A 23,520-nucleotide genomic window follows, 5' to 3' on the forward strand; every position below is an offset into this window, starting at 1 on the left:
CTTGATTTATCGATATCGTTTCTTGAAATCGCTTGGACTGACGCCCTTGGCCGCGCGGAACTGGCGGTTGAAATGCGCCAGGTTGCGATACCCCGCTTCCTGCGCAATCACACCTATCGTCTTGTCGGTCTGGATCAGTTGCTGGCAGGCGCTGCCTATGCGCAGCTGGGCCAGGTAAGCGGTTACGGTCAACTGCGTGTGGCGCTTGAAGAAACGGTGGAAAGCTCCTACCGACAATGCCGCGCGCTCGGCCAGCAACTCGACCGACAGCGCCGCCTGGAAATGCGCATGCATGTAATCCAGCACCCGTCCCATGCGCTGGCGCTGGGTATCCACCGCAATCGAAGCGGAAGCTACCGAAGCCAGCGGCTGCGCCTGTTCATCTTGCGCCAGCAGCAGCAGCAGTTCCAGCAATAGCGGCAGGCGCTGCGCCGGTGCCAGTTTCTCCATGCGCAGCATCAGCGGCCTGACACCGGCCGCCGCCGCGGCCGAGAATTGCAATCCCCTGTCGGCTCGTTTACCCAGTTGCAGCAGGCCGCCCAGTTCCGGCAAACTGGTTTGCAGCTGCACCAGCCAGTCGCGCGAAAACCAGACCACGACCGCCAGCATCTGCTGCCCGGCGTCTATCCGTTCGCTGGCCGACCAGGTATGCGGCAGGTTCGGCCCCAGCAGAATCAGGTCGCCGTCGCTGAAATCGGCCAGGTGGTCGCCCACATATCGCTGGCCGCGCGCGTTCAGGGTCAGCTCGAACTCCGGATGGTAATGCCAGAGAAACGGCAGCTCCGGCAATTCGCGCCACAGCAGCTGCCAGGAATGGCCGGGAGAGAGGGTGAGATGCTCGTATTGCGGTCGCATTCTGACCTTCCGATGGATGATTACATCAGAATAGTATCAATAAGCGGCAGTTGCGGCGAAACCGGCCGGCGCCCGGCGGCAGAGAATCGAGCTGCAATCAAACCAGGCCCAGCCGACAACACCCATCCGGAGACCTTAATGAACCAGCCTTACGCCGCCGCCAAGCAAGCCCTCGGCAATCCGTCCGTGCTCTACCCCGACCAGGAGCAACTGCGCGACATACGCAAAACCCTGCCGCTGCGGGTATTGTCGGCCGCCGATTTCCAGCACTGGCAAACCTACGGCTACGTCATCGTCAAGCAGGCGGTCTGCGCCGAGCAGGTGCAGCGCACCGTCGACTTCCTGTGGGAATTCCAGGAGCTGGACCGCAATGCGCCGGAAACCTGGAACCGGGCGCAGCTGCGCGACCATGAAATGAAGGAGCTGAACGGTTCCGGCATGGTCGAGGCCTATCACCACCAGACTTTCTGGGACAACCGCCAGACGCCGCGCATCGTCGACGCCTTCGTCGACATCTGGGACCGCGAAGACCTGTGGGTAACCATAGACCGCGCCAACCTGAATACGCCGAACCAGGGCGCGCGCCGTTTCGGCGGCTTCATCCACTGGGACGCCGATACCTCGCTGGAACCGCTGCCGGTGAACGTGCAAGGGGTGCTGGCGTTATCGGATACGACGCCGGAAGGCGGCGGTTTCCAATGTATTCCCGAGCTGTTCAAACATTTCGCCGAGTGGCGCAAGAGCGCGCCCAAGGACCGCAACCCGTGGCGCCCGGACGTTGAATCGCTGCCGTGGCAAGTGCAGTTCGTGCCGATGCAGGCGGGCGACCTGCTGATTTTCAACAGCTTGCTGGCGCACGGCATCCGCCCCAACACCTCGGCCGACCAGGTGCGGCTGGCGCTGTACATCGCATTCACGCCGGCGCGCGAAGAGGAAGCAGGATTGAAGGATTGGCGGCTGACAAGCTGGGAACAGCGGACGCCGCCGGACAGTTATGCCTTTCCCGGCGATCCGCGCGAATGGGAAAAGACCCGCTATCCCTTGGCGCAGCTGAGCGAACTGGGCGAGAAAATCCTGGGCAAGAAACCCTGGTAAAGCCCGGCGCTTATTCGCTAGACGTCAGCGCCAGGCTGTTGTTGCGTTCGATCGAGGCCGACCACAAGGTCAAACCCAGCGCCGCCACCACTACCACCACGCCGACGTAAGGCAAGGTGGTCAGGTGGAAGCCGGCGCTGATCGCCATGCCGCCGAACCAGGCGCCGCTCGCATTGCCGAGGTTGAAAGCGCCCTGGTTCAGGGTCGACGCCAGGTTAGGCGCGGCGCTGGCGCGTTCCACCACCAATACCTGCAGCGGCGGCACGATCGCAAACGCCAGCACGCCCCAGATAAAGATCGTGATCACGGCCGGCAATGGCGTGCGCATGGTCAGGGTGAATACCGTCAGGACGATCGCCAGCGCCACCAGGAAACCGATCAGCGACGGCATCAGGCGCCAGTCGGCCAGCTTGCCGCCGAGCGCGCTGCCCACCGTCAGGCCCAGGCCGAACACCAGCAGCACCAGCGTCACGGCATGCGGCGTCAATCCGGTGACGTCTTCCAGGATCGGCGTGATGTAGGTGAATACCGAAAACAGGCTGGCCGAAGCCAGTGCGCTGATCGCCAGCACCATCAATACCTGCTTGTCCTTGAGCACCGCGAATTCCTGCAGCAGGCTGGTCTTTTGCATCTCGATTTTCTTCGGCAGCCAGAGCGCCAGCGCGATTGCCGCCAGCACCCCGATCACGGTCACCGCCCAGAACGTCGAGCGCCAGCCCAGCTGCTGCCCAAGTGCGGTGCCGAACGGCACGCCCAGCACATTGGCCAGGGTCAGGCCGGCAAACATCAGGGCGATTGCCTGCGCGCGCCGGTTGGGCGCCACCAGCCCGGCCGCCACCACCGAGCCGATGCCGAAAAACGCGCCGTGGCAGAACGCCGTCACCACCCGCGCCAGCATCAGCACCGCATAATTGGGCGACAAGGCGCACAGCACATTGCCGATGATGAACAAGCCGATCAGGCTCAGCAGCGCCGTCCGGCGCGGCATGTTGGCGGTGGCGATGGCGACGATCGGCGCCCCTATCGTCACGCCTAGCGCATATCCGGTCACCAGCATGCCCGCCGCCGGGATGGTCACCCCAAGGTCGCGCGCGACGTCGGGCAGCAAGCCCATGATGACGAACTCCGTCGTACCGATGCCGAAAGCGGCAACAGCAAGGGCAAATAGGGGCAAAGACAGCATGATGATCGTCCGGAAATGGAACCGCCGAACAGCAGGAAAGCGCGGCGGTCTGAGGCGCGCACCGGGGCCATGGTGCGAAGCAACATTATAGCAACGGCGATTTATTTGTGTTAGCGCTACCAGATTTCGGCCTCAAAATGCCGTTGCCGACTGGGAAAGTGTTGGATTTTTGCGAAACGCCGTGCCTCAGGGGCGCGGCTTGCAGGACGCACATGCATGCAAGGCGGCGCGCCGGAAACCTCAGATTCCGCCCATGCACAGGTACTTAATCACCTGGTAATCTTCAATCCCGTATTTCGACCCTTCGCGCCCCAGGCCCGATTGCTTGACGCCGCCGAACGGCGCCACTTCATTCGATATCAGGCCGGTGTTGATGCCGACCATGCCGCTTTCCAGGCCTTCGGCAATGCGCCAGATGCGGCCGATATCGCGCGAGTAGAAATAACTGGCGAGGCCGAATTCGGTATCGTTGGCCAGCGCCAGCACTTCGTCGTCGGTCTTGAAACGGAACAGCGGCGCCATCGGGCCGAAGGTTTCTTCGCGCGCCACCATCATGTCGGCGGTGACGTCGGCCAGCACGGTCGGCTCGAAGAAACTCTGGCCAAGCGCATGGCGCTTGCCGCCGGCCAGGACGCGCGCGCCTTTGGATACCGCGTCGGCAATATGCTGCTCGACCTTGGCGACAGCCTTCTGATCGATCAGCGGACCTTGCGTGACGCCTTCCTGCTGGCCATCGCCGACTTTCAGCTTGGCTACCGCAGCCACCAGTTTTTCGGCGAAGGCATCGTAGATGCCATCTTGCACATACAGGCGATTGGCGCAGACACAGGTCTGGCCGGCGTTGCGGTATTTGGACGCCATGGCGCCTTCCACCGCCGCATCCAGGTCGGCGTCGTCGAACACGATGAACGGCGCGTTGCCGCCCAGTTCCAGCGACAGTTTCTTGATGGTGGCGGCGCACTGCTCCATCAGCAAACGGCCGACCCCGGTTGAGCCGGTAAACGTCAGTTTGCGCACCACCGGATTGCTGGTCATTTCCGCGCCGATTTCGCGCGCGGAGCCGGTCACCACGCTGAACACGCCGGCGGGAATGCCGGCGCGCTCGGCCAGCACCGCCAGCGCCAGCGCCGAGAACGGCGTCGATTCGGCCGGCTTGAGCACCATGGTGCATCCTGCCGCCAGCGCCGGGCCGGCCTTGCGGGTAATCATCGCAGCCGGAAAATTCCACGGCGTGATCGCGGCGCAAACGCCGATCGGTTCTTTCACCACCACGATCCGCGAACCCGGCGACGGTGAAGGAATGGTGTCGCCGCCGGCGCGCTTGCCCTCTTCCGCAAACCATTCGATGAACGACGCGGCGTAGGCGATTTCGCCCTTGGCCTCGGCCAGCGGCTTGCCTTGTTCGACGGTCATGATCAGCGCCAGGTCGTCCTGGTTTGCCAGCATCAGGTCGTTCCATTTGCGCAGCACGATGCTGCGTTCCTTGGCGGTCTTGCGCCGCCACTGGCGCCAGGCTTGATCTGCGGCGGCGATCGCGCGCCTGGTTTCGGCGGCGCCCATCAGCGGCACGCTGCCTATGGTTTCGCCGGTGGCCGGATTGGTCACGGCATGGGTGGCGCCGCTGTCGGCGCCGCACCACTCGCCGTTGACATAGGCTTGCTGGCGGAACAACGAGGGATCTTTTAATTGCATCATGGGCTGACTCCTATGAACATTGAAGGCACGCAGTTGCGACATGCGTGCTGAAAAGCAGTGCCCTGCAAGCGGCTAGAATTTGGCGAGCGCCTTGTTGCGTCCGCGTATCCATTCCAGCACCAGCAGCAGGCAGGTGGAAAACACGATCAGGATGGTGGCTAGCGCGGCGATGGTCGGGCTGATGTTTTCCTTGATGCCGGTGAACATCTGGCGCGGCAAGGTGGCTTGGCCGGGGCCTGCCACGAACAAGGTTACCACTACATCGTCGAACGAGGTGGCGAAGGCGAACAAGGCGCCGGAAATCAGGCCCGGCGCAATCACCGGCAAGGTAATCCGGAAAAAAGTAGAGAGCGGATTGGCGCCCAGGCTAAGGCTGGCGCGCACCAGGTTCTGGTTGAAGCCTTGCAGCGTCGCCAGCACCGTGGTCACCACGAACGGCGCGCCGAGCGCCGCATGCGCCAGGATCAGGCCAGTGTAGCTGTCGGACAGGCCGATCTGCGCGAAGAACAGATAAACGCCGACGCCGACCACCACCACCGGCACCACCATCGGCGAAATCAGCACCGCCATCAGCAAACCCTTGCCGTGGAAATCAGCCTTGTTCAGGCCGACCGCCGCCAGCGTGCCGAGCACGGTCGCCAGCACGGTAGCTAATGGCGCGACGATGAAACTGTTCTTGGCGGCGCTGACCCACTCGTCCGACTGCACCAGGTTCTGATACCAGCGCATGGAAAAGCCGTGGATCGGATACACCAGGAAAGTACTGTCGCTGAACGACAGCGGAATGATGACCAGGATCGGCAACAGCAGGAACAGCAGCACCAGCAGGTTGAAGCCGCGCGAAAAATAGAACCAGACGCGTTCGGTCAATGAAATATAAGGGGGAAATTGCGGAAACAGTTTCATTTTCTTATCCCATCGCCACGTCGTTTTTGGTGAAGCGGCGGTACACGCCGTACAGCACCAGCGTCGCGGCAAACAGCAAGGCGCCCAGTGCGCAAGCCATGCCCCAGTTGATGGTCACATTCGTGAAATAGGCGATGTAATAGCTGACCATCTGCTCGTTCGGTCCGCCCAGCAGCGCCGGCGTAATGTAGTAGCCGACCGAGAGGATAAACACCAGCAAGGCGCCGGCGCCGATTCCCGGATAAGTTTGCGGCACGTACACGCGCCAAAAGGCGGCGAACGGATGGCTGCCAAGCGATACCGCAGCCCGCAGGTAGGTCGGCGGGATCGCTTTCATCACGCTGTACAGTGGCAGGATCATGAACGGCAGCAGAATGTGGGTCATGGCGATATACACGCCGATGCGGTTGAACAGCAGCTCCAGCGGCGCCTGGGTCAGGCCGGTCGCCATCAATGCCTTGTTGACCAGACCTTCCGACTGCAGCAGCACGATCCAGGCCGCGACCCGCACCAGGATCGAGGTCCAGAACGGGATCAGCACCAGGATCATGAACAGGTTGGCACGCCGCTCCGACATGGTCGAGAGCCAGTAAGCCAGCGGATAGCCGAGCACCAGGCAAGCCAGGGTGGCGACCAGCCCCATCCAGAAAGTGCGGCCGAAAATCTTTTGGTATACCGATGCGTCCGGATCGGCTTTTTCGATATGGCCGAAAACATCTTGTTTCAGGTCCAGCGCTGCCAGCAGGTAGTAAGGAGAATACGGTGCGCCGTTCTTGGCGATCACCTGCCAGTACGGCAATTGCTGCCACTGCTCATCGATATCGATCAGCGCCTGCTTGATTTGCGCAGGCGGCAGCGGCTTGCCGTCGGCATCCAGCAAGGGCAAGGCACGCGCGGTTTTCATGATGATGGAACGGGCGCCGGAGATTTCCGAGTTCAGGCGCCGCGCCAGCGAGCCGGCGGAGCTGTCTTCCCGCGCCTGCAGCAGGTCGGTCGCCAGTCCGGCATAGGCAGCATCCGGCGGACTGCTCTTGCGGTCCCAATTGCTCAGGGCGGCGACGGTATGCGGCAGCGTCGTCGCGATTTCCGGATTTTCCACGGCGCGCTTGAGCAGCATGGCGATCGGCACCAGGAAAGTCAGCAGCAGGAAAATCGCCAGCGGCGCAATCAGCGCCAGCGCGGCGGCGCGCTTGCGGAACTGGGCCTGGCGCAGTTCGCGCTTGAGCTGCGCATTGTGCGGCGCTGCCGGCGGGGCCATCGGCATCGGATTGGCGCCGGCGGAGGATGCAATAGAAGTCATGGTGATCCGGCTCTGGCAAAAAGATGAGTGCAAAGAACGGCCGCCGGCCACAGGGAGGTACTTCCCATGGCCAGCGGCAACCTGCTTACTTGGCAGCCCAGGCAGTGAAGCGCTGTTCCAGTTCTTCGCCATGGTCAGTCCAGAACGACTGGCTCAGCGCCAGGGCATCCTTGGCGTTGGTCGGCGAAGTCGGCAGGTTGGCCAGCACTTTCGGATCGAGCAGCTTGAGCGCCTGGTTGTTCACCGGGCCGTAGGAAATATTGCTGGCATAGGCTTTTTGCGATTCCGGCTTGCTGGCGAAGGCGACGAATTTCTCGGCGTCGGCCTTGTTCGGCGAGCCCTTCGGAATCACCCAGAAGTCGAGCGTGTAGATGCTGCCTGTCCAGCTGACCTTAAGGTTCTTGCCTTCGCGCTGGGCGGCATCGATGCGACCGTTGAAGGCGCTCGACATGACGACGTCGCCGGCCACCAGGAATTGCGGCGGCTGGGCTCCGGCTTCCCACCACTGGATACTCGGTTTCAGCTCATCCAGTTTCTTGAAGGCGCGATCGACGCCGGCCTTGCTGCCGAGCAGCTTGTAGACATCTTTCGGCGCCACGCCGTCCGCCATCAGCGCGAACTCCAGGTTGTTCTGGGCGCCCTTCTTCAGAGCGCGCTTGCCGGGAAATTTCTTGGTATCCCAGAAATCGGCCCAACTCTTTGGCGCGCTCTTGAGCTTGTCGGCATCGTAGGCCAGCACGGTAGACCAGACGAAGGCGCCGACGCCGCATTCATGGATGGCGGCGGGATTGAAATCGGCCTTGTTGCCGATCTTGCTGAAATCGATCTTTTCCAGCAAACCTTCTTCGCAGGCGCGGCCGATATCGCCGGCATCGACTTCGACCGCATCCCAGCTGACTTTCTTGGCTTCGACCATGGCTTTGACCTTGGCCAGCTCGCCGTTGAATTCGACCACCGTGATCTTGTCGCCGCTAGCCTTGGCGTAAGGATCGATATAAGCCACCTTCTGCGCCGCGCCGTTGGCGCCGCCGAAATTGACCACCGTCAGGGCTGCCGCCTGCGCCATGCCTACCGCAGCCAGCGCCAACACAGCGCTGGTAAAAACAGGTTTGAATATCGACTTCATCACGTCTCCTCGGGATTTAATAACAAGTACGAACAAGTGCCAACAAGTGCGGAAAATTTTCAGATGAAAATGCGCAGGTGCTTGGGATCTATGTCCAATGCAACCTCTGTGCCTTCGTATAATCCGGCCAGCGCCGGGTCGTTCAGGGAAAGCTTGACGAAGCAGTCGTCCTGCTGCGGGATTGCGCATCGCACCCGTACGTGGTCACCGAAATAGATCAGGCTGCTGACGCTCACGCGCAAAGCCTGTTGCGGCGCATCGGCCAGCGGCAACAGGTGGATCCGTTCCGGCCGGATGCAGGCGACTACCTGCCGGCCGACTTCGGCCTGGTTGGCATTGAGGCCGCTCAGCAAGCCGCCGTGCGGCAAACGCAGCGTGCCGTTGCCGCCTTCGCTGGCTGCCAGCACGCCGTTGAAGCGGTTGTTGTCGCCGATAAAACCGGCGACGAACTGGTTTTCCGGATATTCGTAGAGGCGGTCGACCACCGCCAGCTGCTGGATGATGCCCTGGTCGAAAACGGCGACGCGGTCTGACATGGTCAGCGCTTCGCTCTGGTCATGGGTGACGTAGACAAAGGTCACGCCGAGCCGCTTGTGCAGGGCTTTCAGTTCGAGCTGCATGTGTTCGCGCAGCTGCTTGTCGAGCGCGCCCAGCGGCTCGTCCATCAGCACCAGCTTGGGATCGAACACCAGCGCCCGCGCCAGCGCGATACGCTGCTGCTGGCCGCCGGACAGCTGGGCCGGATAACGGTCGCCGAACTTGCCCATCTGCACCATGTCCAGCGCTTTCTTGACCTTGTCGGCGCGTTCGCTGCCGCCGATGTTGCGCACCCGCAGCGGATAGGCGACGTTCTGCGCCACCGTCATGTGCGGGAACAGCGCGTAGTTCTGGAACACCATGCCGATGTTGCGCTTATGCGGCGGCACCTTGTTGAGCAGCTGGCCGTCCAGGCGGATTTCGCCGCCGGTGGGGAATTCGAAGCCGGCCAGCATCATCAGGCAGGTGGTCTTGCCGGAACCGGAAGGCCCGAGCAGGGTCAGGAACTCGCCGCGCTGGATATCCAGGTTGAGGTTCTTGACCACCAGGTTTTCGCCGTCATAGGTTTTCTTGACGCCGGAAAACTGCACCAGGGTGTCCGGCGCGCCTGGCTTGTCGGCAACTTCTTTGGACACCAAGGGCAAGTGGGTAGTGATATTTTCTTGCTTCAACTCATTCTCCCGACAAGTTTCAAGCCGCGGCAACGGTGCGCATCGCTGCGCTCAGGATGGCCAGCGCCTCATCCATCAAGTTATCCTCTATCGTCAGCGGAAACAAGAAGCGGATCGCATTACTGTAGACCCCGCAGCTCAACAACAGCAAGCCGTTTTTGAGAGCCTCGGCCTGGACCTTCTTGGTGAACTCGGCATCCGGCTGGCGCGTGCCGGGCTGCAGGAATTCCACCGCCACCATCGCTCCCAGGCCGCGGATATCGGCGATCTGCGGGATCTCGGCGCGCAGGCCTTCCAGCACCTGTTTCAGCTTGGCGCCGAGCAGGTTGGCGCGCTCCACCAGTTGTTCTTCTTCGATCACATCCAGCACCGCCAGCGCCGAAGCGACGGCCAGCGGATTGCCGGCGTAGGTGCCGCCCAGGCCGCCGGGCGCCGCCGCATCCATGATCTCGGCGCGGCCGCACACGGCCGACAAGGGCATGCCGCCGGCCAGGCTCTTGGCCATCGTCATCAGGTCAGGGATCACGCCGGAATGTTCCACCGCGAACAACTTGCCGGTGCGGGCGAAACCGGTCTGCACTTCATCCACCACCAACAGGATGCCGTGCTCGTCGCACAAGGCGCGCAGCGCCTGCATCAGGGCCGGCGGCGCAGCGTAGAAACCGCCCTCGCCTTGCACCGGTTCCAGGATGATGGCGGCGACGCGCTTCGGGTCGACGTCGGCCTTGAACAGCATTTGCAAGGCCGCCAGCGAGTGTTCCACGCTGACGCCGTGCAGTTCGATCGGAAACGGCAGGTGGTAGACCTCGGCCGGGAACGGCCCGAAACCGACCTTGTACGGCACCACTTTGCCGGTCAGCGCCATGCCCATCATGGTGCGGCCATGGAATGCGCCACTGAATGCGATCACGGCGCTGCGGCCGGTGGCGGCGCGGGCGATCTTGACGGCGTTCTCTACCGCTTCGGCGCCGGTCGAGAAGAAAGTGGTTTTTTTGGCATGGTCGCCAGGCGTGACGGCGTTGATGCGCTCGGCCAGTTCGACATAACTGGCGTAGGGCACGATCTGGTAGGCGGTATGGGTGAATTTGCCGAGCTGCTCTTGGATCGCCGCCACCAGTTTCGGATGGCGGTGGCCGGTGTTGAGGACAGCAATGCCGGCGGCAAAGTCGATGAAACGGCGGTTTTCGACATCCCAGATTTCAGCGTTGAGCGCGTGCGAGGCATAAAAATCGCACATGACGCCGACGCCGCGCGGGGTGGCGGCATTTTTCCGTTGATGCAGTGAGGCGTTGGTGTTTGCTACAGCGACAGCCGCAGCTGCGTGGTATCCGTCGTTTTTCATCTTGGCTCCTGGCGCCTGTTGTCATTCAATATGCGTTTTTTGTACAAGCTTTGATGCATACTAAGGCCGAGCTGGATCTATAATATAGTGCCACTTTCAGTTTTCTAATGGAGCCACTTTGCGCATCGCCTCGCTCACCGATTTTTTGCTGATGCGCATAGAGCGTGGCGCCAGACCCGCCAAGGGCGCCGGCGCGCCGCTCAACCGGCAGATTTACCAGGCCATCCGCGAAGCCATCCTGTCGCAGCTGCTGCCGTCCGGCTGGCAACTGCCCTCCTCGCGCGACCTCGCGCGCGAACTGGCCATATCGCGCAATACCGTGACCTACGCCTACGAGCAGCTGATCGCCGAGGGTTACCTGGAAACCCGCGCCGGTTCCGGCACCTTCATCGCCGACACCACGCCCGACCAGATTCCCGAAATACGCCTGAACACGCCGCCGCTGACCGATCCCAGCGGCCAGTCGGAACTGTCGGCCCACGGCGCGTTGCTGATCCAGCAAGCCGGCGTCAGCGATTTGCAGTGGGGACCTTTCATGCCGGGCGTGCCGGACGTCACCCTGTTTCCGAACAAGATCTGGAGCCGCCTGCAAAACAAGCACTGGCGCCGTTCGCGCGCCGAGCTGCTGACCTACGGCGACGCCGGCGGCTACCTGCCGCTGCGCGAAGCGGTGGCCGAATACCTGCGCATCGCGCGCTCGGTCAACTGCACCGCCAACCAGGTGATCATCACCACCGGCATCCACCAGTCGCTGGATATCGTGGTCAAGCTGCTGGGCGAGCACGGCGACAGTGCCTGGGTCGAAGATCCGTGCTATTGGGGCACGCGCAGCGTACTCAACTCGCTCGGCATCAAGCCGGTCGCGATCCCGGTCGACGCCGAAGGCATGCGCATGCGCCTGGCCAACCTGCGCCAGCCGCCGCGCTTCATCTGCGCCACGCCGTCGCACCAGTATCCGCTGGGCATGGTGATGAGCCTGTCGCGGCGGCGCATGCTGCTCGAGTATGCCGCGACCCGCAAGGTCTGGATCATCGAAGACGACTACGACAGCGAATTCCGCTATGGCAGCCGGCCGCTGGCGTCCTTGCAAGGCATGGATACCGATGACCGCGTGCTATACATGGGCACTTTCAGCAAGACCATGTTTCCCAGCCTGCGCATCGGTTTCATGGTGGTGCCGGAAACGCTGGCGACGGCGTTTGCGATCGGCGTCTCCGAGCTGTACCGCGGCAGCCAGGTATTCATGCAGGCAGTCATGGCCGACTTCATGACCGAAGGCCATTTCGCCTCGCACATCCGGCGCATGCGGGTCCTGTATGCCGAGCGCCTGCACTTGCTGCAAGCCGCGATCGAACGCCATTTCGGCGACCGCATCACGCTCACCGGCGGCGAAGCCGGCCTGCACCTGGCGCTGGGCCTGCCGGAGCAATGCGACGACCTCGCCATCAGCCGCGCCGCACGCGCCGAGGGCATCGTGGCGCGGCCGCTGTCGCGCTATTTCATGAACGCCGGGGCCAGGCACCAGGGCTTGCTGCTGGGTTATGCCTGCGTACCGAATGAACAGATTGCGCCGTCTTTCGACAAGCTGGCGGCGATCATAAAAACCCACTGGAAATGATTTTTACCCAAGGAGATCAGATGAAGAAGCTTATTGTCACGCTGGCGCTGACCGCGGCCGCCGCCTCGGCCTCGGCCCAGAACGCACCCTCGCGGCTGGACGAAGTCGTCAAATCAGGCAACCTGCGGGTATGCATGACCGGCGATTACAAGCCGTTTACGTTTTTCAAGAGCGACAACAGTTTCGAAGGCATCGATGTCGACCTGGCGCGCTCGCTGGCCAAGGCGCTCGGGGTCGAAGCGCGCTTCGTCAAGACCAGCTGGACCAACCTGACCGGCGATTTCCTGGAGAAATGCGATATCGCCATGGGCGGCGTATCGGTGACGCTGGAACGGCAAAAGAAGGTATCGTTTTCGGCGCCACACATGGTGGATGGCAAAGCCGCGATTGCACGTTGCGCCGATGCCGCAAAATTCCAGTCGCTGGCGGCGATCGACCAGCCGTCCACGCGCGCCATCGTCAACCCGGGCGGCACCAACGAGCGTTTCGCCCGCGCCAACTACAAGCAGGCGCAGCTGATCCTGCACCCGGACAACGTCACCATCTTCGACCAGATCGTGCAGGGCAAAGCCGACGTGATGGTGACCGACGCCAGCGAAACCCTGTGGCAGGCCAAGCTGCATCCGCAACTGTGCTCGATCCGTCCGGAGCAGCCGCTGCAGTTTTCGGAAAAGGCGTTCATGCTGCCGCGCGGCGACGTGCCGTTCAAGGAGTTCGTCGATACCTGGATGCACCAGCTGAAGGCGACCGGCGACTATGACCGGGTGGTCAATCAATGGCTCAAGTAAACTGCTAAATAAGCTGCTAACTCAGCCTTGCTTGCTTGCCGCCTGCTGCGCGGCCAGCTTGCTCTTCTTGATCGATTTCAGGTGGGCGGCGACAGCGGTCGCCAGCTGGCGCGCCCACAGGGAGACGCCGCTGGCCGACGGATGGTAGCCGTCGGACGCCATCAGGGCGCGGTCGTTGATATCGATCAGGATAGGCACCCGCGTCACCCGCAAGTGGCCGAGATCGGCCGGCAGTTCGGCGATCAGCTGCTCCACCGTTTCATCCAGCACCTTGGCTTTCAGGCCCAGCACGTAACGCAGGGGTTCCGGCAGCGCCGGGAAGGCATGGATCGGCGGAATCCCGGATATCACGATCAGGCGCGGGTCCAGCTGCGCCTGCAAGTCGCGCATCAATTGCAGCAGCTCGGTCCGGTAGCGGCGGCAAGAGCGGAACGCGGTGGTGTCGTTGACGCCGAAAGCGATCAGCACGATATCCACCTTTTGCGAGGCCACCTGCGGCAGCATGGTCTTGACGGCGTCGCTCAGGGTGGCGCCGTTTTCGCCGACCGCCTGCCAGGTCACGGTACGCTGCAGGCGCATCGCCAGCGCCGCCGCAAACTGGCCGGTAATCGCTTCGTAATGGGTGGCGACGCCGACCCCGGCTACCGGCGACTCGCCGATAGTCAGCAAGGCCAGCGGCCGCTGCGGCGGCTCAGTGCTGCCGGCGATCCGGGCCTGGCCGATGGTCGGTCCCATCGCTTCCGGCAGGCGTGGCGTGATGCGGCGCGTGCGACGGCCTTGTATCAGCAGCCATGGCAAGAGCGGTAATGCGATCAGTTCCGGCAACCAGCGGCGCACGTCATGTCTCCTTGATTTTGCTATCGTCACAGATAAACTGTTTATATGATTTTGCTCAACGGCAAACAATTATAGTGGTTACTGTCCTTAAATTCACTCTATCTTCAAGCCCTTTAATTCCGGCTTGACCGGCGGCGGCTTCAGTTTCAGATCCGCCAGGGTTTCCAGCAGGATGCTGGCGATCGCCAGGTTGCGGTGGGTCTTGGAATTGGCCGGGATCACATACCAGGGCGCGTGGTCGGCGTCGGTCGCCTGGATCGCCTTGCCGAACAATGCCTGGTATTTATCCCAGCTTTTGCGCTCTTCCAGGTCTTGCAGGTCGAATTTCCAGTGTTTGGCCGGATCGTCGATGCGTTCCTGCAGGCGGTTGCGCTGCTCGTCCTTGGAGATATGCAACAGGCACTTGATGACGGTGGTGCCGGTTTCCGCCAGCATTCTTTCGAAATCGCGGATCTGTGCGTAGCGGCGCTCGCATTCGGCGTCGTCAATCCAGTCGTGCACACGGGTGATCAGCACGTCTTCATAATGGCTGCGGTTGAAGACCACGATCTCGCCTTGCTGCGGCACCTGCTGGTGTACCCGCCACAGGTAATCGTGGGCGCGCTCGATGGTGCTGGGCGCCTTGAAGTTGGCAATCTGGATACCCTGCGGATTGATCAGGTTGAACACCCCTTTTACGGTGCCGTCCTTGCCGCTGGTGTCGGTGCCCTGCAACACCACCAGCACTTTGTGCTGCTGGCCGGCATACAGCATTTCCTGCAGTACGGCGATTTCCGCCGCCAGCGCGGCTACCTGCTCCCGGTCCTTGACCTTGTCGCCGCTGGACAGCGGCTTCTGCTCGGCGTCGGCATCCTTGATCTTGGTCTGTTTGCCGGCGCGGAACTGCTTGCATGCTTTCATTGCTCTCTCCGATGACCTTGGGAAGGTATTGCTGCGCTTATTGTGACTGCGGGCTACAGAATGCCGTGCAGGTTGCCCAGCGCATGCTCGATCTTGATGCAGCTGTCCATCTCCACCTGGATGCCGTTGGCGCGCGCCTTGGCGGCCGCCGCTTCGTTGACGATGCCGAGCTGCATCCAGACGCAGCGGGCGTCGATCATGATCGCCTCGCCGACGATGGGTGGGATGTCTTCCGCCTTGCGGAAACAATCGACGATATCGATTTTCTGCTGGTCCGCCGCCAGCGCCTTGGCGGCGTCGAACAGGTTGGCGTAACAAGGCTCGCCCAGGATCTGGGCGCCGACGTGCATCGGATTGACCGGGATGATGCGGTAACCGCGTTCCTGCATGTAGCGGGCTACGCCGTAGCTCGGCCGGTCCGGTTTGGTGGACAGGCCGACGATGGCGATGATCGGGTTGGCGGCGTTGGGTACGGGAGCGGATGTGTTTGGCATGGGTAGGGAAATCGTCTTGTCAGCCTAAGGGAAATCCTCGTGCACTTTGCATGATGCTTTTGCGTAATCTTACCGCGAGAACCTGATGTTCTGCCAGCCGCCCCAGGCACGCCGCTACTTGGCGAAGTAAGTAGCGTATATCTTGTCGTAGCTGCCGTTGCTGTGCAAGGTTTTCAGTGCGCCGTTAATCTTTGCCAGCAGGTCGGTGTCCGCCGGCCGTACCGCGATACCGTAATATTCTTTTTCGAACCTGTCGCTTTCGATCAGCTTGAAACCCTTGTCCTTGTTGAATTTCAGGTGATTCGCCACCGCGCCGTTATCGCCCACGGCCGCATCCACGCCGCCGTTGTCCACTTCCTTCAGCAGCAGCGGCAAACTTTCGAAACGCACCAGCGCATTACTGGTTTTGCCAAGCATTTTCTGCATGATGGTATCGGCGCTGGTGCCGGCCGTGACGCCGACCCGGTGCGCCTGTTTCAAATCGTCCGGACTGCCGATGTTTTTGCCCGGCGACACCAGGATGACCTGCTTGGCCTCGAAATACGGATCGGAGAAAAGCATGCTTTGCTTGCGTTCATCGGTAATCGTGACGCCGGAGGCGATGATGTCGATGTCGGCATTGGCCAGGGTGGAGAAAATCCCTTCCCACGGCGTATTCACCCAGACAATCTTGATGCCGGCCTGGTCCGCCACCGCCTGCATGATGTCGACATCGAAGCCGACGATCTTGCCGTTGGTGTCTACCGAGCCAAACGGCGCGAATGCGGCATTCATGCCGACCCGGTAAACCTTGGGCGTAGGCGCGGTGTTGGCGGGTTTTTCGCAGGCGCACAGGCCGATTGCCAGCAAGGCGACGGTCAGGAAATGCAGCAGCCGGATTTTCATTTTGCCTTCTCCATTTTTGCAGGCAGCAGATGCCTGTGCTTTTCAGCCATCTTAGTGGAAGACCCCGGTGGCGTCATTAAAAAGCAGGATGACAAATGATAAAGATTGTCAGGTCGGACAACAAAAAAGCAGCCGAAGCTGCTTTTCCTTGTTGCCATCCGAACTGGCGCGAATTGGCTATTAGCTGCCGGATCAGCGTCCTTTTTGACGCAATTTCGCAATCGCCGCCAATTGTGCAATCGCTGCCGACAACTCGGACTGTGCTTTTGCGTAATCGATCAGGGATTCCTTGTTGGTCAGCGCTTCTTCAGCGCGGCGCTTGGCTTCGCTAGCCTTCGCTTCGTCCAGGTCGGCGCCGCGGATCGCAGTGTCGGCCAGAACGGTAACGTGGTTCGGCTGCACTTCCAGCAAACCGCCGGCAACGAACACGAACTCGTCCTGCGCCTGGCCTGCCACCTTGATCCGTACCGCGCCCGGCTTGATGCGCGTGATCAGCGGGGTGTGACGAGGATAAATCCCCAGCTCGCCCGACTCGCCCGGCAACGCGACGAATTCGGCTTCGCCGGAGAAGATCATCTCTTCCGCGGAAACAACGTCTACGTGAATAGTGTTTGCCATCTTAAACCCTTTGTTGTCCATGAAGTCACTAACGGGAAGCGCCGGAGCCGCTCAGCTGCGGCAGCTCCGGCGCTTGCCGCTTAGCCGATCTTCTTGGCCTTTTCGATTGCTTCTTCGATCGTGCCGACCATGTAGAACGCTTGTTCCGGCAGGTGATCGAGTTCGCCGCTGGCGATCATCTTGAAGCCCTTGATCGTGTCCTTCAGCGAAACGTATTTACCTGGCGAACCGGTAAACACTTCAGCAACGTGGAAAGGCTGCGACAGGAAACGCTGCATCTTACGTGCGCGCGCGACCAGCAGCTTGTCTTCCGGAGCCAGTTCGTCCATGCCCAGAATCGCGATAATGTCGCGCAATTCCTTGTAGCGCTGCAGGATACCTTGCACAGCGCGGGCGGTTTCGTAGTGCTCTTGGCCGACCACTTGCGGGTCCAGCTGGCGCGAAGTCGAATCCAGCGGATCAACCGCAGGATAGATACCCAGCGAAGCGATATCACGCGACAACACAACGGTGGAGTCCAAGTGAGCAAAGGTGGTAGCAGGCGACGGGTCGGTCAAGTCATCCGCTGGAACGTAGACGGCCTGGATCGACGTGATCGAACCAGTCTTGGTCGAAGTAATACGTTCTTGCAGCTGGCCCATTTCCGAAGCCAGCGTAGGCTGGTAACCCACGGCGGAAGGCATACGGCCCAGCAGCGCCGAAACTTCGGTACCGGCCAGTGTGTAACGGTAGATGTTATCGACGAAGAACAGCACGTCTTTACCTTCGTCGCGGAAGCCTTCAGCGATCGTCAGGCCGGTCAGCGCAACGCGCAGACGGTTGCCTGGCGGTTCATTCATCTGACCGTAGACCATCGCCACTTTGGATTTTTCCGGATTTTCCAGATCGACCACTTTAGCGTCAGCCATTTCGTGATAGAAGTCGTTACCTTCACGAGTACGCTCACCGACGCCGGCAAACACGGACAAGCCGCTGTGCGCCTTGGCGATGTTGTTGATCAGTTCCATCATGTTCACGGTCTTGCCCACACCCGCGCCGCCGAACAGGCCAACTTTACCGCCCTTGGCGAACGGGCAAACCAGGTCGATCACCTTGATGCCGGTTTCCAGCAGTTCCTGCGATGGCGACAGTTCGTCGTATGCAGGAGCCTTGCGGTGGATAGAGGCAGTGGTTTCGTGGCTTACCGGACCGCATTCGTCGATCGGGTTGCCCAGCACGTCCATGATGCGGCCCAGTGTTGCTTTACCGGTCGGCACCATGATTGGCTGGCCTGTGTTCTTGATTGTCATGCCGCGGCGCAAACCGTCGGATGTACCCAGCGCAATGGTACGGACTACGCCGTCGCCCAGCTGTTGTTGTACTTCCAGCGTCAGTTCCGAGCCATCCATCTTCAAGGCATCGTAAATCTTAGGCATCGCGTCACGGGGAAACTCAACGTCCACCACAGCGCCGATACACTGAACGATTTTGCCATCAGCCATTTTCGTTCCTTCAATATATAAAATAAATTTCTGTTAAACGCAGTTTGCGTTACACCGCAGCAGCACCGGCGACGATCTCGGACAATTCCTTGGTGATCGCAGCTTGACGCGTCTTGTTGTAGACCAGTTTCAATTCGCCGATCACGTTACCCGCGTTGTCGCTGGCCGACTTCATCGCCACCATGCGCGCCGATTGCTCGGACGCCATGTTTTCTGCGACAGCCTGATAAATCAGCGCTTCCACGTAACGCACCAGCAATTCATCGATGACGCTTTGCACATCCGGCTCGTAAATGTAGTCCCAGGAATGCGAACCTTCTTTATCGGCCTCAAGACGATCGCTCGACAGCGGCAGCAACTGCTGCAGCATCGGCTCTTGCTTCATCGTGTTGATGAACTTGGTGTACACCAGATAAACCGCGTCCAGGCGACCTTCCTGGTAAGCGTCGAGCAGCACCTTGACTGGCCCGATCAGCTTGTCCAGATGCGGCGTATCGCCCAGTTGCACGGCATGCGCAACGACCTTGGCGCCGATCCGGTTGAGGAAACCCAGACCCTTGTTGCCGATCGCTACTGCCTGAACCTTGTTGCCTTGTCCTTCCAGCTCACGCAGTTTCGCGGTCAGCAAACGCAAGGAGTTGGTGTTCATGCCGCCGCACAGACCTTTGTCTGTGGTGACGACGATGAAACCAACGTTCTTGGAGTTGTCCTGCTTCACCATGAACGGGTGCGTGTACTCTGGATTGGCTTGCGACAAGTTAGAAGCGATATTACGAATCTTGTCACTGTAGGGACGTGCCGCACGCATCCGGTCCTGCGCCTTGCGCATTTTGGATGCGGCGACCATTTCCATCGCCTTGGTGATCTTCTTCGTATTTTCTACGCTCTTGATCTTGCTGCGTATCTCTTTACCTGTAGCCATTCCGTGCTCCAGTTAAATTAAGCCACGAACGATTTTTTGAAATCAGCAACGGCGGTAGATAATGCAGCTTCACCATCTTTGTCGAGTTGCTTGGTTTCTTCGATCTTTTGCAGCAAAGGCGCGTGGCTGGTCTTCATGAAGTTGTGCAGGCCGCTTTCGAACGGCAGTACCTGCTTGACTTCGATGCTGTCCAGGAAACCCTTGTTGACCGCGAACAGAGTCACAGCCATCAGCGAGATCGACAACGGCGAGTATTGCGCCTGCTTCAGCAGTTCAGTAACGCGGGCGCCGCGGTCCAGCTGCTTGCGGGTCGCTTCGTCGAGATCGGAAGCAAACTGCGCAAACGCAGCCAGTTCACGATACTGCGCCAAGTCGGTACGGATACCGCCGGACAGGTTCTTGATGACTTTGGTCTGAGCCGCGCCACCAACGCGCGACACCGAAATACCGGCGTTGATCGCAGGACGGATACCGGCGTTGAACAAGGAAGTTTCCAGGAAGATCTGACCGTCGGTAATCGAAATCACGTTGGTCGGAACGAAGGCGGAAACGTCGCCAGCCTGGGTTTCGATGATCGGCAAAGCAGTCAGCGAACCAGTTTTGCCCTTGACTGCACCCTTGGTGAAATCTTCGACGTACTTTTCGTTCACGCGTGCTGCGCGTTCCAGCAAACGGCTGTGGAGGTAGAACACGTCGCCAGGATAAGCTTCACGGCCTGGTGGACGGCGCAGCAGCAGCGATACCTGACGGTATGCAACAGCTTGCTTGGACAGATCGTCATACACGATCAGCGCATCTTCACCGCGGTCACGGAAATATTCGCCCATGGCGCAGCCGGAGTAGGCCGACAGGTATTGCATCGCAGCCGACTCGGAAGCCGATGCAGCAACCACGATGGTGTATTCCATGGCGCCGTGCGCTTCCAGCGCGCGCACGATGTTCTTGATCGACGATGCTTTTTGACCGATGGCGACATAGATACATGTCACGTCCTGGCCCTTTTGGTTGATGATCGCATCGATCGCAACAGCGGTCTTGCCGGTCTGGCGGTCACCGATGATCAGTTCGCGCTGGCCGCGGCCGATCGGCACCATCGAGTCGATCGACTTGATGCCGGTCTGCATTGGCTGCGAAACCGACTGACGGGCAATAACGCCAGGCGCGATTTTTTCGATCGGCGCTGTCAGCTTGGTGTCGACCGGACCCTTGCCGTCGATAGGCTGGCCCAGTGCGTTCACTACACGGCCGCGCAGTTCCGGACCGATAGGCACTTCCAGGATACGGCCGGTACATTTGACTGTATCGCCTTCGGAAATGTGTTCGAAGTCGCCCAGAATAACGGCGCCGACCGAGTCGCGCTCGAGATTCAGCGCGAGGCCGAAGGTATTGCCCGGGAATTCCAGCATCTCACCTTGCATCACGTCAGACAGACCATGGATACGGCAGATACCGTCGGACACGGAAATAACCGTGCCTTGATTGCGAATTTCAGCAGTATCGCCAAGGCCTTGAATCCGGCTCTTGATCAGTTCGCTGATTTCAGACGCGTTGAGTTGCATATAAACTCCTAAAATTTTTCTCGTTGCTCACGCAGTTACGTAAATACGCAGGGGTCTCAGGCAGCCAAAGCCGCATGCAGCTCTTGCAGCTTGGCGCGTACCGAGGTGTCGAACACTTCGTCGCCGACTACTACGCGTACGCCGCCGATCAGCGAGTTATCCACAGTTACCGATGGGTTCAGCTTGCGGCCGAACTTCTTTTCCAGCGTCGCGATCAGATCTTTCACCTGCGCTTCGGTCATTTCAAAAGCACTGGTGATCTCGGCATCGGCAGCGCCTTCTTGTGCATTCTTCAGCACTTGAAATTGCTCTGCGATTTCCGGCAAGGCGACCAGGCGGCCGTTGTCAACCAGCGTCGCGACGAAGTTCTTGGCTTCGGCGTTGGCTGCCTGCGGCGACTTCAACAGCGCCAAAAACGTATCCGCGACCTGCTGCTGCGAGACGGCCGGATTGTGGGCCAGCGCCTTGACATCGGAATGGACCGCTACCTGGCCCATTTCGGCAACCAGATTCGCCCACGCAGCCAGGTCTTGCGACTTGGCTACACGGAACAGCGCTTCTGCATAAGGACGAGCAATCGTTGCAAGTTCAGCCATGATTACAGCTCTGTTTTCAATTGGTTCAGCAAATCGGCATGCGCCGCGCTGTTGACTTCGCGCTTGAGGATCTGTTCGGCGCCTTTGACCGCAAGGGTCGCAACTTCACCGCGCAGAGCTTCGCGTGCTTTAGTCATTTGCTGTTCCGCTTCGGCTTTAGCGTTAGCGATGATGCGAGCAGCTTCTTCGGAAGCCGTTTTCTTGGCTTCGTCGACGATCAGCTGGCCGCGCTTTTCAGCTTCGCCAATACGCTTTTGACCTTCGTCGCGCGCGGTCGCCAGTTCTGCCGTAGCGCGCTTTTCAGCGGCTGCCAGATCTGCCTTGCCGCGATCAGCGGCTGCCAGGCCGTCCGCAATCTTCTTGGCGCGCTCATCGAGCGCCTTGGTCAGTGGCGGCCACACGAATTTCATCGTGAACAGCGCCAGGACAAAGAAGACCACGAACTGAGCAAACAATGTTGCGTTTAAGTTCACGGTAATTTCCTTCTCAGAATAACGTGTGCTGAAGTGTCTCAGCAGATTCGGCTACGCCTGATTAAATTACTTAGCGATGAACGGATTTGCGAATGCGAACAACATGGCGATACCAACACCGATCAGGAACGCAGCGTCGATCAGACCAGCCAGCAGGAACATCTTGGTTTGCAGAGTGTTCATCAGTTCTGGTTGACGTGCCGATGCTTCGAGGTACTTACCGCCCATGATTGCGATACCGATACAAGCACCGATAGCGCCCAAACCGATGATCAAACCACAAGCCAAAGCAACAAAAGACAGATCAGTCATGACAATTCCTTCAAAGTTAAGTGAATACAAAAATTAATACAAAAAAACAAAACCAAAACAAGAACAACTACTAATTCAAATCCGGCGCCGGTTAGTGCGCCTCATGTGCTTGGCCGATGTACACCAGCGTCAGCATCATGAAAATGAACGCTTGCAGCAACACGATCAGGATGTGGAAGATGGCCCAGATCGAACCGGCCACGACATGTCCAACAAAACCAAATGCGGTGGCGGTGGAACCGAGCAGCGCGATCAGCAGGAACAACAGTTCGCCGGCATACATGTTGCCGAACAGCCGCATCGCCAGCGACACTGTCTTTGCAGCGAATTCGATCAGGTTCAGCAGCAGGTTGGCAGGGGCCAGCCAGATGCCGAAAGGAGCCGCCACCAGCTCATGCAGGAAACCGCCGAAACCCTTGATCTTGAAGCTGTAGTACAGCATCAGCACCAGCACGCCGAGAGCGATGCCCATGGTGCCGTTGAGGTCGGCGGTCGGCACTACGCGATGATGGGAAATCAGGCCGTCAAGACCAACCATTTTGAAGAAAGTGGAGAACAGATCAACCGGCAGGAAGTCGAGCGAGTTCATCAGGGCGACCCAGATGAACACCGTCAGCGCCAGCGGCGCGATGAAGCTGCGGTCGCCGTGGACGATGCCCTTGGCCTGGTCGTCGACCATCTCGACCACCATTTCGACGAACGCCTGGAAGCGGCCCGGCACGCCGGCAGTCGCTTTGCGCGCGGCGAGATACATCAGCAGGCAGCCGACCACGCCGGCGAACACCGACCAGAAGATCGTGTCGATATTGATGATCGAAAAATCGACTATCTTGGATTGATGGCCAGTGGAAAAATGTCCAAGGTGATGGACAATATACTCTGAGGGGGTTAGTGCGTCGCTTGAAGCTACAGTCATGATCGATGTCTAAAAAGTAAGATTATGTAACTTTTAAGTACCACGATGAAGCTGACGATGAATGCCGGCCAATTCAAATCGTGGTACAACCATACGACCGCGCCTACCAGCGCAATCGTTGTAGCAATTTTGACAAACTCACCGATGAAAAAAGACATCGGGTTGGCGCCGCCTGGCTTGCGCGCGCTGATGTAAAGACGGAGAGCAAACAGTCCGTTGGGAACCGCGCAGCACACACCACCTAAAAGCGCAGAACAGAATCCGGATACGCCGGCCAGTAAACCTGCCACACTTGCCAGCACTGCCGTAGTAACAAATTGCATAAGCACGATGCGCAGCATACTGACCCAATATTGTGCGAAGCCGCTGTTCTTGTAGCGTAGTTGACGAACGCGGCTGACGCAGTTGGCA

General features: G+C 60.0%; 24 protein-coding genes. 3 read left to right on the top strand and 21 right to left on the bottom strand.

The window, feature by feature from the left end; all coding sequences use genetic code 11:
* Positions 1 to 6: 6 nt before the first annotated feature.
* On the bottom strand, positions 7 to 855 hold the full coding sequence (locus CFU_RS22750; protein WP_014008346.1) for a helix-turn-helix domain-containing protein: 849 nt from the start codon (positions 853 to 855) through the stop codon (positions 7 to 9).
* Between the two features lie 138 nt (positions 856 to 993).
* On the opposite strand from CFU_RS22750, the gene CFU_RS22755 reads away from it, so the two are divergent.
* Positions 994 to 1,950, top strand: coding sequence for a phytanoyl-CoA dioxygenase family protein (locus CFU_RS22755; protein WP_041742786.1), 957 nt, complete (start codon positions 994 to 996; stop codon positions 1,948 to 1,950).
* 10 nt (positions 1,951 to 1,960) lie between these two features.
* Here the strand turns inward: CFU_RS22755 and CFU_RS22760 are convergent, their stop codons facing one another.
* From CFU_RS22760 to gabT, 7 genes are all read right to left on the bottom strand, one after another.
* Positions 1,961 to 3,130, bottom strand: a complete 1,170-nt coding sequence (locus CFU_RS22760) for an MFS transporter (RefSeq protein WP_041743812.1) — start codon at positions 3,128 to 3,130, stop codon at positions 1,961 to 1,963.
* A 243-nt stretch (positions 3,131 to 3,373) separates the two neighbouring features.
* Positions 3,374 to 4,828 carry an NADP-dependent succinate-semialdehyde dehydrogenase gene (gene gabD / locus CFU_RS22765; protein WP_041742788.1) on the bottom strand — a complete coding sequence of 485 codons (1,455 nt, stop codon included), beginning with the start codon at positions 4,826 to 4,828 and terminating at the stop codon, positions 3,374 to 3,376.
* A 72-nt stretch (positions 4,829 to 4,900) separates the two neighbouring features.
* Positions 4,901 to 5,734: an ABC transporter permease gene (locus CFU_RS22770; protein ID WP_041742789.1), complete on the bottom strand. Its 834-nt coding sequence runs from the start codon at positions 5,732 to 5,734 to the stop codon at positions 4,901 to 4,903.
* 4 nt (positions 5,735 to 5,738) lie between these two features.
* Positions 5,739 to 7,034, bottom strand: coding sequence for an ABC transporter permease (locus tag CFU_RS22775; RefSeq protein WP_085959154.1), 1,296 nt, complete (start codon positions 7,032 to 7,034; stop codon positions 5,739 to 5,741).
* Between the two features lie 85 nt (positions 7,035 to 7,119).
* On the bottom strand, positions 7,120 to 8,160 hold the full coding sequence (locus CFU_RS22780; protein ID WP_041742791.1) for an ABC transporter substrate-binding protein: 1,041 nt from the start codon (positions 8,158 to 8,160) through the stop codon (positions 7,120 to 7,122).
* Positions 8,161 to 8,219: 59 nt separating this feature from the next.
* Positions 8,220 to 9,341, bottom strand: coding sequence for an ABC transporter ATP-binding protein (locus CFU_RS22785; protein WP_050808782.1), 1,122 nt, complete (start codon positions 9,339 to 9,341; stop codon positions 8,220 to 8,222).
* Positions 9,342 to 9,387: 46 nt separating this feature from the next.
* Positions 9,388 to 10,710, bottom strand: coding sequence for a 4-aminobutyrate--2-oxoglutarate transaminase (gene gabT, locus CFU_RS22790; RefSeq protein WP_014008354.1), 1,323 nt, complete (start codon positions 10,708 to 10,710; stop codon positions 9,388 to 9,390).
* A 118-nt stretch (positions 10,711 to 10,828) separates the two neighbouring features.
* Between gabT and CFU_RS22795 the strand changes: the two genes are divergently transcribed.
* Both CFU_RS22795 and CFU_RS22800 read left to right on the top strand, forming a co-directional pair.
* Positions 10,829 to 12,328, top strand: coding sequence for a PLP-dependent aminotransferase family protein (locus CFU_RS22795; protein WP_014008355.1), 1,500 nt, complete (start codon positions 10,829 to 10,831; stop codon positions 12,326 to 12,328).
* 20 nt (positions 12,329 to 12,348) lie between these two features.
* Entirely contained in the window at positions 12,349 to 13,116 is a 768-nt protein-coding gene (locus CFU_RS22800) for a transporter substrate-binding domain-containing protein (RefSeq protein WP_041742792.1), read from the top strand.
* A gap of 21 nt (positions 13,117 to 13,137) precedes the next feature.
* On the opposite strand, the gene CFU_RS22805 is transcribed toward CFU_RS22800, so the two are convergent.
* The 13 genes from CFU_RS22805 to CFU_RS24130 form a co-directional block, all read right to left on the bottom strand.
* Complete coding sequence (locus tag CFU_RS22805; protein WP_050808695.1) at positions 13,138 to 13,953, bottom strand: SGNH/GDSL hydrolase family protein; 816 nt, start codon at positions 13,951 to 13,953, stop codon at positions 13,138 to 13,140.
* A gap of 93 nt (positions 13,954 to 14,046) precedes the next feature.
* Positions 14,047 to 14,853 (bottom strand): PPK2 family polyphosphate kinase, encoded by an 807-nt coding sequence (locus CFU_RS22810; protein ID WP_014008358.1) that lies wholly within the window; start codon positions 14,851 to 14,853, stop codon positions 14,047 to 14,049.
* Between the two features lie 53 nt (positions 14,854 to 14,906).
* Entirely contained in the window at positions 14,907 to 15,347 is a 441-nt protein-coding gene (locus CFU_RS22815) for a CoA-binding protein (protein ID WP_014008359.1), read from the bottom strand.
* A gap of 114 nt (positions 15,348 to 15,461) precedes the next feature.
* A complete protein-coding gene (locus CFU_RS22820; protein WP_014008360.1) occupies positions 15,462 to 16,232 on the bottom strand; it encodes a basic amino acid ABC transporter substrate-binding protein in 771 nt (256 codons plus the stop codon).
* Between the two features lie 192 nt (positions 16,233 to 16,424).
* On the bottom strand, positions 16,425 to 16,850 hold the full coding sequence (locus CFU_RS22825; protein ID WP_041743818.1) for a F0F1 ATP synthase subunit epsilon: 426 nt from the start codon (positions 16,848 to 16,850) through the stop codon (positions 16,425 to 16,427).
* A gap of 80 nt (positions 16,851 to 16,930) precedes the next feature.
* Complete coding sequence (atpD, locus tag CFU_RS22830) at positions 16,931 to 18,331, bottom strand: F0F1 ATP synthase subunit beta (protein ID WP_014008363.1); 1,401 nt, start codon at positions 18,329 to 18,331, stop codon at positions 16,931 to 16,933.
* A gap of 49 nt (positions 18,332 to 18,380) precedes the next feature.
* Positions 18,381 to 19,253 carry a F0F1 ATP synthase subunit gamma gene (gene atpG, locus CFU_RS22835; RefSeq protein WP_014008364.1) on the bottom strand — a complete coding sequence of 291 codons (873 nt, stop codon included), beginning with the start codon at positions 19,251 to 19,253 and terminating at the stop codon, positions 18,381 to 18,383.
* A gap of 17 nt (positions 19,254 to 19,270) precedes the next feature.
* Positions 19,271 to 20,812 (bottom strand): F0F1 ATP synthase subunit alpha, encoded by a 1,542-nt coding sequence (gene atpA / locus CFU_RS22840; protein ID WP_014008365.1) that lies wholly within the window; start codon positions 20,810 to 20,812, stop codon positions 19,271 to 19,273.
* 56 nt (positions 20,813 to 20,868) lie between these two features.
* A complete protein-coding gene (locus CFU_RS22845; RefSeq protein WP_014008366.1) occupies positions 20,869 to 21,408 on the bottom strand; it encodes a F0F1 ATP synthase subunit delta in 540 nt (179 codons plus the stop codon).
* A gap of 2 nt (positions 21,409 to 21,410) precedes the next feature.
* Complete coding sequence (locus tag CFU_RS22850; RefSeq protein WP_014008367.1) at positions 21,411 to 21,881, bottom strand: F0F1 ATP synthase subunit B; 471 nt, start codon at positions 21,879 to 21,881, stop codon at positions 21,411 to 21,413.
* Between the two features lie 66 nt (positions 21,882 to 21,947).
* Entirely contained in the window at positions 21,948 to 22,193 is a 246-nt protein-coding gene (gene atpE, locus CFU_RS22855) for a F0F1 ATP synthase subunit C (RefSeq protein ID WP_011872763.1), read from the bottom strand.
* Positions 22,194 to 22,284: 91 nt separating this feature from the next.
* Positions 22,285 to 23,109 carry a F0F1 ATP synthase subunit A gene (gene atpB, locus CFU_RS22860; protein ID WP_014008368.1) on the bottom strand — a complete coding sequence of 275 codons (825 nt, stop codon included), beginning with the start codon at positions 23,107 to 23,109 and terminating at the stop codon, positions 22,285 to 22,287.
* Positions 23,106 to 23,450, bottom strand: coding sequence for an ATP synthase subunit I (locus tag CFU_RS24130; protein ID WP_014008369.1), 345 nt, complete (start codon positions 23,448 to 23,450; stop codon positions 23,106 to 23,108). Before CFU_RS24130 ends, atpB begins: the two co-directional genes overlap by 4 nt.
* Positions 23,451 to 23,520: the final 70 nt, after the last annotated feature.

The sequence above is a fragment of the Collimonas fungivorans Ter331 genome, from assembly GCF_000221045.1.
Taxonomy (GTDB): Bacteria; Pseudomonadota; Gammaproteobacteria; order Burkholderiales; family Burkholderiaceae_D; genus Collimonas; species Collimonas fungivorans_A.

Coding starts and splice junctions, on each gene's coding strand:
- CFU_RS22750 (WP_014008346.1), bottom strand. CDS start 855: ATGCGACCGCAATACGAGCATCTCACCCTCTCTCCCGGCCATTCCTGG.
- CFU_RS22755 (WP_041742786.1), top strand. CDS start 994: ATGAACCAGCCTTACGCCGCCGCCAAGCAAGCCCTCGGCAATCCGTCC.
- gabD (WP_041742788.1), bottom strand. CDS start 4,828: ATGATGCAATTAAAAGATCCCTCGTTGTTCCGCCAGCAAGCCTATGTC.
- CFU_RS22770 (WP_041742789.1), bottom strand. CDS start 5,734: ATGAAACTGTTTCCGCAATTTCCCCCTTATATTTCATTGACCGAACGC.
- CFU_RS22775 (WP_085959154.1), bottom strand. CDS start 7,034: ATGACTTCTATTGCATCCTCCGCCGGCGCCAATCCGATGCCGATGGCC.
- CFU_RS22780 (WP_041742791.1), bottom strand. CDS start 8,160: ATGAAGTCGATATTCAAACCTGTTTTTACCAGCGCTGTGTTGGCGCTG.
- gabT (WP_014008354.1), bottom strand. CDS start 10,710: ATGAAAAACGACGGATACCACGCAGCTGCGGCTGTCGCTGTAGCAAAC.
- CFU_RS22800 (WP_041742792.1), top strand. CDS start 12,349: ATGAAGAAGCTTATTGTCACGCTGGCGCTGACCGCGGCCGCCGCCTCG.
- CFU_RS22810 (WP_014008358.1), bottom strand. CDS start 14,853: ATGAAAGCATGCAAGCAGTTCCGCGCCGGCAAACAGACCAAGATCAAG.
- CFU_RS22815 (WP_014008359.1), bottom strand. CDS start 15,347: ATGCCAAACACATCCGCTCCCGTACCCAACGCCGCCAACCCGATCATC.
- CFU_RS22820 (WP_014008360.1), bottom strand. CDS start 16,232: ATGAAAATCCGGCTGCTGCATTTCCTGACCGTCGCCTTGCTGGCAATC.
- CFU_RS22825 (WP_041743818.1), bottom strand. CDS start 16,850: ATGGCAAACACTATTCACGTAGACGTTGTTTCCGCGGAAGAGATGATC.
- atpD (WP_014008363.1), bottom strand. CDS start 18,331: ATGGCTGATGGCAAAATCGTTCAGTGTATCGGCGCTGTGGTGGACGTT.
- atpG (WP_014008364.1), bottom strand. CDS start 19,253: ATGGCTACAGGTAAAGAGATACGCAGCAAGATCAAGAGCGTAGAAAAT.
- atpA (WP_014008365.1), bottom strand. CDS start 20,812: ATGCAACTCAACGCGTCTGAAATCAGCGAACTGATCAAGAGCCGGATT.
- CFU_RS22845 (WP_014008366.1), bottom strand. CDS start 21,408: ATGGCTGAACTTGCAACGATTGCTCGTCCTTATGCAGAAGCGCTGTTC.
- atpE (WP_011872763.1), bottom strand. CDS start 22,193: ATGACTGATCTGTCTTTTGTTGCTTTGGCTTGTGGTTTGATCATCGGT.
- atpB (WP_014008368.1), bottom strand. CDS start 23,109: ATGACTGTAGCTTCAAGCGACGCACTAACCCCCTCAGAGTATATTGTC.
- CFU_RS24130 (WP_014008369.1), bottom strand. CDS start 23,450: ATGCTGCGCATCGTGCTTATGCAATTTGTTACTACGGCAGTGCTGGCA.